11 protein-coding genes are annotated in these 13,781 nt (G+C 59.8%); 10 read left to right on the top strand and 1 reads right to left on the bottom strand.

Going from position 1 to position 13,781, the window contains the following annotated elements:
- Positions 1–25 precede the first annotated feature (25 nt).
- Positions 26–658 (top strand): hypothetical protein, encoded by a 633-nt coding sequence (locus tag OZY47_RS04935; protein WP_277177244.1) that lies wholly within the window; start codon positions 26–28, stop codon positions 656–658.
- A gap of 140 nt (positions 659–798) precedes the next feature.
- Here the strand turns inward: OZY47_RS04935 and OZY47_RS04930 are convergent, their stop codons facing one another.
- Positions 799–1,440 (bottom strand): GntR family transcriptional regulator, encoded by a 642-nt coding sequence (locus OZY47_RS04930; protein ID WP_277177243.1) that lies wholly within the window; start codon positions 1,438–1,440, stop codon positions 799–801.
- A gap of 190 nt (positions 1,441–1,630) precedes the next feature.
- Between OZY47_RS04930 and OZY47_RS04925 the strand changes: the two genes are divergently transcribed.
- From OZY47_RS04925 to tyrS, 9 genes are all read left to right on the top strand, one after another.
- Complete coding sequence (locus OZY47_RS04925) at positions 1,631–2,401, top strand: arginine deiminase family protein (protein ID WP_277177242.1); 771 nt, start codon at positions 1,631–1,633, stop codon at positions 2,399–2,401.
- 160 nt (positions 2,402–2,561) lie between these two features.
- Positions 2,562–3,623, top strand: a complete 1,062-nt coding sequence (locus OZY47_RS04920; RefSeq protein ID WP_277177241.1) for an alanine/ornithine racemase family PLP-dependent enzyme — start codon at positions 2,562–2,564, stop codon at positions 3,621–3,623.
- Positions 3,624–3,763: 140 nt separating this feature from the next.
- Positions 3,764–4,846 carry an alanine/ornithine racemase family PLP-dependent enzyme gene (locus OZY47_RS04915; RefSeq protein WP_277177240.1) on the top strand — a complete coding sequence of 361 codons (1,083 nt, stop codon included), beginning with the start codon at positions 3,764–3,766 and terminating at the stop codon, positions 4,844–4,846.
- Positions 4,847–4,882: 36 nt separating this feature from the next.
- The gene (locus OZY47_RS04910) at positions 4,883–6,307 is read left to right on the top strand and encodes a basic amino acid/polyamine antiporter (protein WP_277177239.1); all 1,425 of its coding nucleotides are present in this window, start codon (positions 4,883–4,885) and stop codon (positions 6,305–6,307) included.
- 188 nt (positions 6,308–6,495) lie between these two features.
- Positions 6,496–7,209, top strand: coding sequence for a phenylalanine--tRNA ligase beta subunit-related protein (locus OZY47_RS04905; protein WP_277177238.1), 714 nt, complete (start codon positions 6,496–6,498; stop codon positions 7,207–7,209).
- Between the two features lie 617 nt (positions 7,210–7,826).
- Positions 7,827–9,065: an argininosuccinate synthase gene (locus OZY47_RS04900; protein WP_277177237.1), complete on the top strand. Its 1,239-nt coding sequence runs from the start codon at positions 7,827–7,829 to the stop codon at positions 9,063–9,065.
- A 375-nt stretch (positions 9,066–9,440) separates the two neighbouring features.
- Positions 9,441–10,931, top strand: coding sequence for an argininosuccinate lyase (gene argH / locus OZY47_RS04895; RefSeq protein ID WP_277177236.1), 1,491 nt, complete (start codon positions 9,441–9,443; stop codon positions 10,929–10,931).
- Positions 10,932–11,293: 362 nt separating this feature from the next.
- On the top strand, positions 11,294–12,043 hold the full coding sequence (locus OZY47_RS04890) for an SGNH/GDSL hydrolase family protein (RefSeq protein ID WP_277177235.1): 750 nt from the start codon (positions 11,294–11,296) through the stop codon (positions 12,041–12,043).
- 413 nt (positions 12,044–12,456) lie between these two features.
- The gene (gene tyrS, locus OZY47_RS04885; protein WP_277177234.1) at positions 12,457–13,779 is read left to right on the top strand and encodes a tyrosine--tRNA ligase; all 1,323 of its coding nucleotides are present in this window, start codon (positions 12,457–12,459) and stop codon (positions 13,777–13,779) included.
- Positions 13,780–13,781 lie beyond the last annotated feature (2 nt).

The raw sequence follows: 13,781 nt of genomic DNA, 5'->3' as shown, positions 1-13,781 counted from the left end.
CGTTTCAAGGGGCAAGGGGAGAAGTTTGGACGGCATGAATCTACTCGTCATCTCGGGGGCGTGCGTCTCCGCGGCGTTCAGCTGCTCCTACGTCATCTCGACCATCAAGGGGACCGTCAAACCCAACCGTGTCACCTGGCTGCTCTGGTCGGTTTCCCCGATGATCGCCACTGCGGCGGCGCTCTCCACCGGCGTCACCTGGTCGATCCTGCCGGTGTTCATGTCCGGCTTCATGCCGTTTCTGGTATTCCTTTCCAGCTTTCTCAACAAGAAGAGCTTCTGGAAGATCGGGCCCGTCGACGTGTGCTGCGGAGCGTTGTCTCTGATTGCGCTGGCGATTTGGGCGATGACCAAGGAGCCCAACATGGCCGTGCTTCTTTCGATACTTTCGGACGCCCTCGCCGCGCTGCCCACCTACATCAAGATTTTCAAGGCCCCGCAGACCGAGCGGGCCTATTTCTACCTCGGCGGTCTCTATTCGGCGACCACGAGCCTCATCGCTGCGCCAAATTACCATTTCTCGACCATCGCCTTCGCGGTCTATCTGGTATGCCTTGACGGCTCACTCATGCTCTCCATCATCCTATGCAACCACATTCGCAAGCGCAGGATCGCTCGTGAAAATATGCAACAGGTTGAGACGCGGCCAAAAGCGTAGCCGCGACTAGACCTGGGTAGTCCCAGTATCTTATTTCAAGCATTGGCAAAAACACCATCAAAAACGCGGCGCCCCGAAGTGGTCCATCACTCCGGGGCGCCGCGAAATTCGTTACGACAGGCCCTCAACTACGCGGGCAGTCATTTCCAATTATCGTAAAGCGCGTAGATGCCGTTCCAGTGCACGTCCTCGATGTAGTGGCGCAGTTCCGAGCCGTCCTTGGCGCGGAAGAGCTTCAGAATCTGGCGGTGCTCGTCGTTGGAGACCAGAAGCAGATCCTTGAGTTTCGGCGAATTGACATGCTCGTAGGTCTTGCCCACGAAGGCGCTTTTCTTCGTCTTGAGGTCGGCCACCAGGTATGGGTTCGGGTGCTTCTTGATATAGATGTTGTGGAATTGCGCCTGCAACTCGTTATATTTGGTATACAATCCGTTTTCCACCGCGGAGTCCATGCTGTCGATCAGGAAGCTCATCAGCGAGAGATCCTCCTCGCTCATCAGGTCGACGGTGCCCTCGGCCACCTTGCCGTCGAGCAGGCCGATGAGCTGGTAGAGGTCCCTGGCGTCCTGCTTAGTGTAGCGCCTGAAGCGGTAGCCCCGGCGGGGGATCTTCTCGAGGATGTTCTCGGCGGACAGCTCGACGAGCGCTTCCCGCACGGGAGTGCGGCTCAGGCCGAGGTTATCGGCCAGGTACTGCTCGGTTATATAGTCGCCGCGCTCGATCTCCCCCTTGCTCAGCGCATCGGAAAGAAAATCGTACACTCTGCTCGTCGTATCCAACATGATTCCCCTGGTATAACTCTAGTCATCTATAGTATTTGACCATTCAATTATACATCATTCCCTGTCGTCTTGGTGGTTTGTATCCAAAGGTATACATCGTGATTTACGACACGCTTGGGAGCGTTTTGACTAGTTCGTATGTTCGTTGTATACTATCTAGTACCACCTCAAATGAAAGGAAGTTGGTACTATGTTCACCAATGTTGTTGTTAGAGTGCCGGGCAAGTCTTTGGCTGATGGCCTTTCGGGTGCCGATCTCGGCAAGCCGAATTACACGAATGCCATTGTTCAGCATGAGTATTACATCAACGCGCTCACCAAGACCGGCGTGAATATCACCGTTCTGCCTCCGATGGAGGAGTTCCCTGATTCTTGCTTCATCGAGGACAACGCGCTGTGCACGCCGAAGTGCGCGATCATCAGCCGTCCTGGCGCCCCGACCCGTCGCAAGGAGGTCCAGTCCCCGGACCTGCGTGCCACGCTCGAGCAGCACTATGATCACATCGAAGAGATCAAGGCTCCTGGCACCATCGAGCCCGGCGACATCATGATGGTCGGCGATCACTTCTACATCGGCCTGTCGGCCCGTACGAACAAGGAAGGCGCCGAGCAGATGATCGGCTACCTCGAGAAGTACGGCATGTCCGGCGAGACCGTGACCATGAAGGAAATGCTGCACCTGAAGACGGGCGTCAACTATCTGGAGCACAACAACCTGCTGATCTCCGGCGAGTTCAAGTCCGATCCTCGCTTCGATAAGTTCAACAAGATCGAGATTCCGGAGGACGAGGGCTACGCGGCCAACTGCATCTGGATCAACGATTATGTGATCGTCCCCAAGGGCTATCCGAAGACCAAGAAGGCCATCGAGGATCTCGGCCAGTACAAGGTTCTCGAGTGCGACACCTCCGAGTACAAGAAGGTTGATGGCGGCCTGAGCTGCCTGTCGCTGCGCTTCTGATCTCCTTTACGTAGTAGTAAACCTATAGAAACTTGTGCAAAGATGGAACGTTATGCGCCCGTGTTTGCACAAGTTTTTATTGTATTTGTTCAACGACGAGCTTTGAATTACATTGAATACAAGGAAGAGGATTATGGTGTCCAGTTTTCCTAAATTAATTGTGCATACAAAGAAAATCGAACATAACGCACGCGTCGTCGTCGACCTGTGCGCGAAGAACGGAATCACCGTCTCCGGGGTGATCAAGGGCGCCAGTGGCCTCTTGCCCGTCGCCAACGCGTTCCGCAAAGGCGGGGTGACCTCGCTGAGCAGTTCGCGCATGCCACAGCTGCGCGCCATCAAGGAGATCTGGCCTGACGAGGAGACGTTGCTGCTTCGCATCCCCATGATGTGCGAACTCGACGAAGTGGTGCGTTACGCCGACGTCAGCCTGGAAAGCGATGTGCAGACACTCAAGGCTTTGGACGAGCGCTGCGTCGCACTCGGCCGCACCCATCGCGTCATCCTCATGGTCGATCTGGGGGACCTGCGCGAAGGCTTCATGGACGACGACGAACTCTATGCCGCCGCCGAACAGGTCGAGAACGCCAAGGGCCTCGTCCTCGAAGGCGTGGGCACCAATCTCGGCTGCTACGGCTCCATCGAGCCCGACGTGACCAACCTTGGCCGCCTGTGCTCGCTCGCCGAGCATATCGAGGCGAAGATCGGACGAAAGCTCAACACCATCTCCGGAGGCTCGACCACCAGCATCCCCATGTTGCTCAACAACGTGATGCCGGAGCGCGTCAACCAGCTGCGCATCGGCACCGAGGTGCTGATGCGCGACGAGCAGGAGGACCACAACTTCGAGGTCCCCGGCATCTACGGCGACGCGTTCACCCTCGAGGCGCAGATCATCGAGAAGAGGCGCAAGCCCACCTTCCCGATCGGCACCCTGAGCGTCGACGCGTTCGGCAACAAGCCGCACTATGTCGACGAGGGCAAGCGCGTGCGTGGCCTGATCGCCGTCGGCCGTCAGGACGTGGGCGACATGACCCAGCTGCATCCCCAGGACCAGCGCATCAGGGTCTATGGCGGTTCGAGCGACCACACCATCCTCGACTTGAACGACTGCGCGGACGATTACGGCATCGGGGACGTCGTGAGCTTCACGATGGACTATGAGAACCTGATGCACTGCTCGCTCAGCCCCTATGTGTCCAAGGAATTCGTCGACGACTGACGAAACCAAATCGATAAAAAGACATGGGAAGATGAACCAGGCCCGCAAGGGCCCGTTGCGCGACGACACCAAACATCGTGACGCGTGATGGGCCCGGTGCCGGCCGCATCGCAACCATGCGGAGAACGGAAGGAAAAGTAATGTCAGATTATCCACAACTTACCGTCAATCTGACCAAGCTGCGTGAGAACGTCAAGACCGTGCTGGGGTTGTGCAGCGAGAACGGCATCGACGTGGCCGTGGTCATCAAGGGCGCCAACGGGCTCATGCCCATCGTCAGCGCCTACCGCGACGCCGGCGCCAAGACCATCGCCAGCTCGAGGCTCCCCCAGCTCGAGGCCGTGCGCGACATGTGGCCCGACCAGCAGACCCTCGACCTGCGCATTCCCATGCAAAGCGAGCTGCAGGAGATGGTCGACTGCGCCGACATCAGCCTGGAGAGCGAGCTCGAGACCCTGAAGATGCTCGACGAGTTGTGCGTGAGTCAGAACCGCACCCACCGCGTCATCCTCATGGTCGACCTGGGCGACCTGCGCGAGGGCTTCTTCAAGGAGGAGGACCTCTACGAGGCGGCCAACTTCGTCGAGAAGTCGAAGGGACTGGTGCTCGAGGGCATCGGCACGAACCTCGGCTGCTACGGCTCCATCGAGCCCGACGAGACCAACCTGGGCAGGCTCTGCGAGCTGGCTGAGCACATCGAGGGCGAGATCGGGCGCAAGCTCAACGTCGTCTCTGGCGGCGCATCCACCAGCCTGACGCTCCTGACCCACCACACCATGCCCAAGGGCATCAACCACCTGCGCATCGGCGACAACATCCTGCTGCGCGACATGGAATACTACTTCGACTACAAGCTGCCGGGCCTCAACGGCGACGCATTCACCCTGCAGGCGGAGATCGTCGAGAAGCGCGAGAAGCCGACCTACCCGATCGGCCACATCAGCGTCGACGCCTTCGGCAACACCCCGGAGTATGTCGACGAGGGCATCCGCACCAGGGGCCTGCTCGCCGTCGGCCGCCAGGACATCGGTGACATGACCAAGCTGCATCCCATCGACAAGCGGATCAAGATCTACGGCGGCTCCAGCGACCACACGATCATCGACCTGACCGATTGCAAGGACGACTACCAGCTCGGCGACACCGTCGACTTCACGCTCGAATACGAGAACGTCCTCTATTCGACAGGCTCGCCGTACATCCACAAGAACTACGTCGACTAGCAAACCTCAATATTCTCAACAATTGGGAGAAAGAATATGGAAAAAGAAGAGAAAAAGGTAGGCCTACTGGGCCTCATCGCCCTGACGGTCACCTCGGTGGTCGGCGGCGGCGTGTTCAACCTGATGAGCGACATGGCCAAGAACGCCTCAGTCGGCCCCATCATCATCGCCCTGCTCATCTCCGGGCTCGGCATGGGCATGTTCGTGATGTGCCTTAACCAGTTGACCACACGCTTCCCCGAGCTCAACGCCGGCATCTACAGCTTCGCGCAGAAGGGATTCGGCAACTTCGTCGGGTTCGTCAGCGCGCTGGGCTATTGGGCCTCCATCTTCATCGGCAACGTGGCCTTCGGCTGCCTGGTCTTCAGCGCCCTGGGCTATTTCTTCCCGATCTTCGGTGACGGGCAGAATGTCTACGGCGTCATCGGCGCGACCGTCGTGCTGTGGCTGATGCACTTCCTGATTCTCCGCGGCTCCGATTTCGCCTCGAAGATCAACGGCTTCATCACCGTGGCCAAGATGGTGCCGCTGGGCATCTTCGTGCTCACGATGATCATCGCCTTCAAGTACAACATGTTTACGGCCGACTTCTGGGGCACCGTGAGCGGCAACTTCGAGTGGGGCCAGGTGCTCCCGCAGATCCGTAAGGCCATGGTCTCCGTGGTCTGGGTGTTCGTCGGCGTCGAGGGCGCTGTGGTCTACTCCGCCCGTGCGAAGAGCAAGAAGATCGTCGCCAAGGCGACCGTGCTGGCCTTCGCCATCATCACCTCCATCTACCTGCTGTGCACCGTGCTCTCCTTCGCCGTGATGTCCCGTTCGAACATCGCCAAGCTCGACAAGCCCGCGATGGCCGGCGTGATGGAAAGCGTGGTCGGTCCCTGGGGCGCGATCCTCATCAACATCGGCGTGGTGATCTCCGTGCTTGGCGCCTGGTTCGCCTGCACGATGTTCTCCGGCGAGATCCTCTTCCAGGCCGCCGAGGGCCAGATCTTCCCGAAGATCTTCACCCACACCAACAAGCACGGCGCCCCGTCCTACGCGCTGCTGCTGAGCGATGGCCTCGTGCAGTTCTTCCTGCTCTCGCTGCTCTTCAGCAAGAGCGCCTACAACCTGATGGCCCTTCTGGCCTCCAGCACCATGCTGGTGCCGTACTTCTTCGTCTCGCTCTCCTTCTTCAAGCTGAGCGTGCAGGAGAAGACGAAGAACGTGGGGCACATCATCATGGGCGCGCTGACGACGATCTACATGGGCCTGGTGCTCTACCTGTCGGGCTTCAACTATCTGTTCGTCACCACCTTGCTCTTTACCCCGGGCATCCTCGTCTACATCTGGGCCCGCAAGGAGAACAAGCTGAAGGTGTTCAACAAGCCCGAGGCGGTGGGCGCGATTCTGCTGGCGATCTGCGGCATCCTGTGCGTCGTGTTCATGGCCACCGGCACCATCGACATCACCCAGATGTAGCGATGGCTATGTCTATGGCTCGTTGAGCCTGCAATCCAATTCGTTTCGCCCCCGCCGGGTCTCTGGCGGGGGCGAAACGAGTATCTGCGCGGCTTGTTTGGGTATGGCGCGTGTGGGCGCGCCGGCGCGTGGGTAGGCCTGTTTAATATAATGAATAATGACAACCGATAATGAAGGAAGAAAAAGGTATGGCTAAGAAGTTTGTGGTCGATGATTCGTTCTGGAAGATCTTCCCGGAGGTGAGGATCGCGGTGATCGAGGCGAAGGGGATCGACAACACTGATTACTCCAACATGCCCGACGACCTACTCAAGAAGGCAAACGCCGAGGCGGTCAAGTGGGTGCCCGACGACCCGATCAGCGCCAACAAGATCGTCGCCGACTGGCGCGAGGCCTACCGTAAGTTCAAGACCAAGAAGGGCGCGCGCTGCGCCGTCGAGGCGCTGCTCAAGCGAGCCAAGCAGGGCAAGGGCGTCTCCAAGATCAACCCGGTGGTCGACATGTACAACTCCGTGACGTTGCGCTGGGCGTTCCCCATCGGCGGCGAGGACCTCGACAACATCGAGGGCGACGTGCGCCTGACCGTGGCCAAGGGCGGGGAGAAGTTCTGGCCCATCTCCGACGAGGACGGCGATCCGCAGGAGGCGCTGCCCGGCGAGGTCATCTACGCCGACGATCACTCCGTGCTCAGCCGCTGCCTTTCTTGGAGGGACAGCGCCCGCGCCGAGGCCCGCGAGACCAGCCACAACATCCTCTTCTACATGGAGAACATCACCCCCGAGCGCGCCGACGATCATGAGAAGGCCACCCAGGAGCTTCTGGGCAAGTTGCACGACTACTTCGGTGTCGACGCCACCTCGTGGGTCGTCTCACGCGACAATCCGACGATCGAGCTGCTCTAGCCCAGTCGTTGAGGCTGTAGGCTCGGGCGTCGGCCCAAGATTGCGGCAATCCTTTTTCGGTGACGGTGCATATTTGCACGAAAGGGGAGTCCGAATAGTGGGCAGCCTGGGTTGGCCGGGCCCGGCACTGTAGAATCAAGGACCAGGACGCTTGTCCCGGTCCTTTTTTATGATGTACACAATCGACATCGTAAGCAGACGATTAAGGAAACAAGATGATGGCAGAGAGCTTGACTGTATACCGCATCGCACGTCCGTCTGCCGCAAGAGAGTCCTCACGACGACGTCGTCGCTCACGACGAGTCCGTTGATTTGATGTTCCTTCATTGATTCCACGTTCCAAAGCGCAAGGCCGGGCTTTGCTGTGCCTCGTAAGGGTTGGCGCAAGGTTGTGCCTTTGCGGATGGAATCGGTCATAGGAATTTCGCATTCTCGATTCGCGCACTCAAATCCATCCCTTGAAGCCATGACATTCCATTGGCTTTCAGTCGTCGGAATCACCGCATATAACGATTGACAATTTGACCGACAACAAGGTTGGCGGCGCAGCGCACCCAAACGATTTTCACCATAACAATAAAAGACGAACCAAATAATCAATCCAAGAGAGGATTATCATGGCAGACAACAAACCCATCGTTCTGGCGTATTCTGGAGGACTCGACACCTCCGTGGCCATCTCGTACCTGAAAGAGCAGACCGGCAAGGACGTCGTCGCCGTCTCCCTCGACGTCGGACAGGGCGGCGAGAGCCTCGAGACCGTCAAGCAGCGTGCTCTGGCGTGCGGGGCGATGGAGGCCTATGTGGTCGACGCGCGCGAGGAGTTCGCCAGCCAATACTGCATGCTCGCCCTCAAGGCCAACGCCAAGTACGAGGGGGTCTACCCGCTGGTCTCCGCCATCTCGCGTCCGCTCATCACCAAGCACTTGGTGCGCGCCGCCCACCAGTTCGATGCCGACACCATCGCCCACGGCTGCACGGGCAAGGGCAACGACCAGGTGCGTTTCGAGGTCTCCGTGGCCTCCATCGACCCGACGCTCAAAGCCATCAGCCCTATCCGCGACCTCTCACTGACCCGCGACATCGAGATCCAGTTCGCCAAGGACCACAAGCTGCCCATCACCCAGACCGAAAAGAGCCCCTTCTCCATCGACCAGAACGTGTGGGGCCGCGCCATCGAGACCGGATTCCTCGAGGATCCGTGGAACGGGCCGACCAAGGACTGCTATACCTACACCGACGACCCGGCCTTCCCGCCCGTGGAGGACGAGGTGACCATCGAGTTCAAGCAGGGCGTTCCCGTCAAGATTGACGGACGCGACGTCACGCCGCTGCAGGCCATCGAGGAGATGAACCGCCGCGCCGGAGCCCAGGGCATCGGGCGTATCGACCTGATCGAGGACCGCCTGGTGGGCATCAAGTCCCGTGAGCTCTACGAGGCGCCGGGCGCCGTGGCGCTCATCACCGCCCACGAGGAGCTCGAGAACTGCTGTCTCGAACGCGAGCAGCACCGCATCAAGCGCGACATCGACAAGCGCTGGGGCGAGCTGGTCTACGACGCGCAATGGTTCTCGCCCGCGGTCCGCTCGCTGGACGCCTTCATCGAGGAGACCCAGCGCTACGTCTCCGGAGAGATTCGCATGGTCATGCACGGGGGGAGCGCCGTGGTCACGGGGCGTCGCAGCGACACCTCACTCTACGACTACAAGCTCGCCACCTACGATTCGGGCGACACCTTCGACCAGAACGCCTCCAACGGATTCATCGAGATCTACGGCATGCCCGACAAGGTGGCCGCCGCCCGTGACGTCAAGTTTGGCAACGGAATAGAGGTGCCAGACAACTCTGTGGAGTGATTCAATTATTCCCTTAGTAAGATTTGATAGCTGACAACACTGTTTAGCAATCCTTATCCATGAGGTCTCTTGATGTGGGGAGGGGTTGGAATATACGATGTTCGACACGCTCCGGGCCGCTCGGCCAAGTCATACGGTCGAACATCGTATATTCCAACCCCTCTTTGACTTATGAAATCTTCTAGATTAATCAGGTGAAGAATTGTAATTTATAAGGGTGTATGGCAATAGTTGATTGAGGTCTGGAGATATGCGTTGTTACGGCATAAGACATGGCCGAGCGGCCAAGGAGCGTCCGGAACAACGCATATCTCCGGACCTCCGCACAGTTAGAATATGTATATAGTCATGGAAATGATACGAGAAGGGGATTCGATGACGCAGGGCGAAAAAGGCAATGAGGGGGAGCATCTGGCGCTTTGGGGTGGACGCTTCAAGGCCGGGCCCTCGCCGGAGTTGGCTCGACTCTCGAAATCGACGCAGTTCGACTGGCGGCTGGCGGACGACGACATCGCCGGTTCGCGAGCGCACGCACGGGCGTTGGGGCGCGCCGGGCTGCTGAGTGCCGACGAGCTCAAGCGTATGGAGGAGGCGCTCAACCAGTTGCAACGGATGGTGGATTCGGGGGAGTTCACGCCCGTCGCTGGTGACGAGGACGAGGCCACCGCCTTGGAGCGCGGGCTGCTCGAGATCGCGGGGGACGAGCTCGGCGGCAAGCTTCGTGCTGGGCGCTCGCGCAACGACCAGATCGCCACGCTGATTCGCATGTGGCTGCGGCGCAACGCGCGCTATGTGGCGAGGCTGGTGCTGGGTGTCGTCAACGCGCTCATTGGGCAGGCCGAGAAGGCCGGAGAAGCGGTGATGCCGGGGCGCACGCATATGCAGCACGCCCAGCCGATTCTGCTGGCCCACCAGCTCATGGCGCATGTCTGGCCGCTGCTGCGTGATGTGGAACGGCTCGCCGACTGGGACAAGCGCATGGACGAGAGCCCGTATGGCGCGGGGGCGCTCGCGGGCAGCACGCTTGGCCTTGATCCGGAGGCGGTGGCCCATGAGCTGGGCTTCTCGCGCGTCAACTCGAACTCCATCGACGGGACGGCCAGCCGTGACGGTGTGGCCGAGTTCTCGTTCATCGCCGCGATGATCGGGGTGAACTTGAGCCGTTTGGCCGAGGAGATCGTCATCTGGAACACGCAGGAGTTCGCCTTCGTGCGCCTCGACGACGCCTATTCCACCGGCTCGTCGATCATGCCGCAGAAGAAGAACCCCGACATCGCCGAGCTCACCCGTGGCAAGGCCGGCCGGCTCATCGGCGACATGACTGGGTTCATGGCTACGCTCAAGGGGCTGCCGACCGCCTACGCGCGCGACCTGCAGGAAGACAAGGAGGCCGTCTTCGACCAGGTCGACACGCTTGAGGTCGTGCTGCCGGCGTTCGCGGGCATGGTGCGCACCATGGTCTTCGACAAGGACCGTCTCAAGGCGCAGGCGCCCACCGGGTTCGCCCTGGCTACCGACATCGCCGAATGGTTGGTCAAGCAAGGGGTGCCGTTCCGTCACGCCCACGAGCTTTCAGGAGCTTGCGTAAAACTGGCCGAGGGGCGCGGCGTGGAGCTCTGGGACTTGGCCGACGACGATTTCGTCACGATTTTCAAAGGGTTCGTCTCACCTGAGCTCGCTCCCCAGGTGCGCAAGGTGCTCTCCGTGGAGGGTTCGGTTGACCAGCGCAACGAGAAAGGCGGCACCGCTCCCGAGCGGGTGCGTGAGCAGATCGCCAAAGCTAAGCGGATCGCCGCGAAGGCCCGGCTGTTCGCCGATTCCAGCAGCGATGGCCCGGCATACGTCGCTTCGGGGTCGCTCAAGTGAGTGGATGGTGATCCGTGACCGGCGTCGTGTCGGTGTGGTGAATGAGGTCACGTTCCGTTTTGCGCGGGGCGTGGCCTTTCCTTTCTGTTTGGGTCTTGCTTTGCCGTTTGTAATGGCCGCTTCGGTTGTTTGTTTCGGTTGTTTTTAAAGAGGATACGTTCACGTTGGTCTGTGTGTGACGGCACATCACTGGTTTGGATAATTAGAGATGAGAACATGAGAATAAGGTATGCGATAACTAGGCAATGACATGCGATTTGTGACGATTAGGGAATGCCGGTGACATCCATTCCCAACTGTGGAGGCGACGAAACCTATAATAGGGTACGAATTTGTGCAATTACGAAAGGTGTGGAATCGCTATGACGTTGGGGATCGGGACTCCTGTGGCGACACTCGAGGCTTTGTGGGCGAAGCATACGGTGCATCTGGCCGAGGCGCCCGGGGGAGAGCCGTCCGGCGTCAAGCGGTTCGAGGGCTCCGATGGCGAGGCTGGCGAGCCCCTCACCATGTGCGCCGTGGGCGACTCCATGGTCGCGGGTTGCGGCACGGACGATCAGAGCGAGGGGCTCGTTCCCGACATCGCGGCCGGTCTTGCCGAGCGGCTGCATCGCGATATCGCCTGGCAGGCGCATGGCAAGCTCGGGGCCACGATGCGCCGTGTGCGTTATCGTCTGCTTCCCGAAGTGCTCAAGGAAGGCAAGAAATTCGACATCCTCGTCATCTGCGCGGGCTCCAACGACATCATGGCCAACCGCACGCTCGACGAATGGCGGGCCGATCTCGGGGCCGTGCTCGACGAGGCCAAACCGCTGGGCGAGCATATCTTCGTGCTGAGCCCCGGGCAGATGCAGCACGAGCTCTCGCTGGGGCATGCGCTGCGACGCGCGCTCGAGCATGAGATGGACGAGCAGGCGGCCGTGAGCGAGGAGGTCTGCAAGCAGCATGGCGTGGCGTACGTCAACATGATCCATGAGGACGTGCACGCCGACGCGCCCGACTTCTTCTCGCCCGACCATTTCCATCCCAGCGCCGCGGGCTACCGCTACATGTCTTCCGGCGTCGCCGACAAGTTCTGCAGCCTGATGCGCGGGCGCGATTACGACGAGTGAAGGAATAGCTACATCATTATCTGCTCATCCATGTTTGGCCATGACGGGCGGATGGAATCTTCCAGTCCGTCACCGAACTGGAATAATCCGTGTGCTTATCGCCGTTTAGCGTATGGAATCATCCAGTCCGTCACCGAACTGGAATAATCCGTGTGCTTATCGCCGTTTAGCGTATGGAATTGTCCAGTTCGATTGGGACTGGAACTATTGGTGCTCTTGGGTCTGAGCAGCGGATGGAATCATCCAGTTGGCGGTGCGGGAAGTGTTGCCGTATTGTGATACAAGCGAAGAGGTAGTCTGGTGATTACCTGCGGCTGCGGGATGGCGTGGTGTCGCCGTCTCCTGCGAAAATAGGTAGGTTCGAGAGCGTTCTGCTCTCATGGCTTCTGACAAACGAATAGGGGAATACGGTTATGGCTCACGTCACCAACTTCAAGGAAGCGGGATTCGACTCCCTCTTCGATGAATTGACTTGGCGCGGGCTGATTTCCCAGTCCACGGACCGGGATCAGCTCGCTGAGGCGTTGAATGGCGGGCCGATCACCTACTATTGCGGGTTTGACCCGACGGCGGCTTCGTTGCATATTGGCAACTTGGTGCAGTTGATCAACATGCGGCACCTGCAGGAGGCCGGGCATCATCCCATCGCGCTGGTCGGCGGGGCCACCGGTCTTATCGGCGACCCGCGCCAGAGCGGTGAGCGCACGTTGAATCCGAAGGACGTCGTCGCCAGCTGGGCCAAGCGCCTGCAGAAGCAGATCGGCGGCATCCTGCGCAGCGATGGCGACAATCCGGTGCGTTTCGTCTCCAACTACGATTGGACCGCGCAGATGTCGGTCATCGACTTTTTGCGTGACGTCGGCAAGAACTTCCGCATGGGCACCATGCTCGCCAAAGACACCGTGGCGCGCAGGCTCAAATCCGATGAGGGCATCTCCTTCACCGAATTCAGCTACCAGGTGCTGCAGGGCAACGATTTCCTGCACCTCTACGACGAATACGGCTGCACGCTCGAGCTCGGCGGCTCCGACCAGTGGGGCAACCTGACCAGTGGCCTCGACCTCATCCGCAAGGTGCATGGCGAGTCCGTCAACGTGTTCACCAGCCCCATCATCACCGACGCGCAGGGCAAGAAGTTCGGCAAGTCCGAGGGCAACGCCGTCTGGCTCGACCCGACGATGCTGAGCCCCTACAAGTTCTACCAGTTCTGGTTCAACCAGCCCGACGGCGAGATGGTGAAGCTTTTGAAGGCGTTCACCTTCCTGCCCAAGGACGAGATCGAACGGCTCGGCCACGAGGTCGAAGTCAATCCCGGCGCGCGTGAGGCGCAGAAGACGCTGGCCTGGGAGGTCACCAGCTTTGTGCACGGCGAGGAGGCGACCCGTCAGGCGCTCGACGCGGCGGCTGCGCTCTTCGGGCGTGGCGGGGACATCACGGCCATCTCGATGGAGGTCCTGGAGCCGTCCATCGAAGGCCTGAAAGTCGAGAACGAGGAAGGTGGCAGGGAATTCGCCAAGGTCGTCGTCGGTGAGCGCGTGGCGCAGGCCGGCGTGGCGGCGGGGCTGTTCAAGTCCGTCTCCGAGGCGCGCAAGACCATCAAATCCGGCGGCGTCTACGTCAACAATAAGCGTGTGGAGACCCCGGACCAGGAGCTTTCCGGCTCGGACTTTTTGCACGGCAAGTTCGTGCTGATCCGCCGCGGCAAGAAGGCGATTGGCGCGGTGGAGCTCGGCTGAGC

It is taken from the genome of Bifidobacterium sp. ESL0790, from assembly GCF_029395435.1.
Classification (GTDB): Bacteria; Actinomycetota; Actinomycetes; order Actinomycetales; family Bifidobacteriaceae; genus Bifidobacterium.
This window is presented reverse-complemented; position numbering and strand designations above follow the sequence as displayed.

What these genes read in the sequence shown, in the direction of transcription:
- OZY47_RS04930 (WP_277177243.1), bottom strand. Translation starts at nt 1,440, where the DNA reads ATGTTGGATACGACGAGCAGAGTGTACGATTTTCTTTCCGATGCGCTG.
- OZY47_RS04925 (WP_277177242.1), top strand. Translation starts at nt 1,631, where the DNA reads ATGTTCACCAATGTTGTTGTTAGAGTGCCGGGCAAGTCTTTGGCTGAT.
- OZY47_RS04915 (WP_277177240.1), top strand. Translation starts at nt 3,764, where the DNA reads ATGTCAGATTATCCACAACTTACCGTCAATCTGACCAAGCTGCGTGAG.
- OZY47_RS04910 (WP_277177239.1), top strand. Translation starts at nt 4,883, where the DNA reads ATGGAAAAAGAAGAGAAAAAGGTAGGCCTACTGGGCCTCATCGCCCTG.
- OZY47_RS04905 (WP_277177238.1), top strand. Translation starts at nt 6,496, where the DNA reads ATGGCTAAGAAGTTTGTGGTCGATGATTCGTTCTGGAAGATCTTCCCG.
- OZY47_RS04900 (WP_277177237.1), top strand. Translation starts at nt 7,827, where the DNA reads ATGGCAGACAACAAACCCATCGTTCTGGCGTATTCTGGAGGACTCGAC.
- argH (WP_277177236.1), top strand. Translation starts at nt 9,441, where the DNA reads ATGACGCAGGGCGAAAAAGGCAATGAGGGGGAGCATCTGGCGCTTTGG.
- OZY47_RS04890 (WP_277177235.1), top strand. Translation starts at nt 11,294, where the DNA reads ATGACGTTGGGGATCGGGACTCCTGTGGCGACACTCGAGGCTTTGTGG.
- tyrS (WP_277177234.1), top strand. Translation starts at nt 12,457, where the DNA reads ATGGCTCACGTCACCAACTTCAAGGAAGCGGGATTCGACTCCCTCTTC.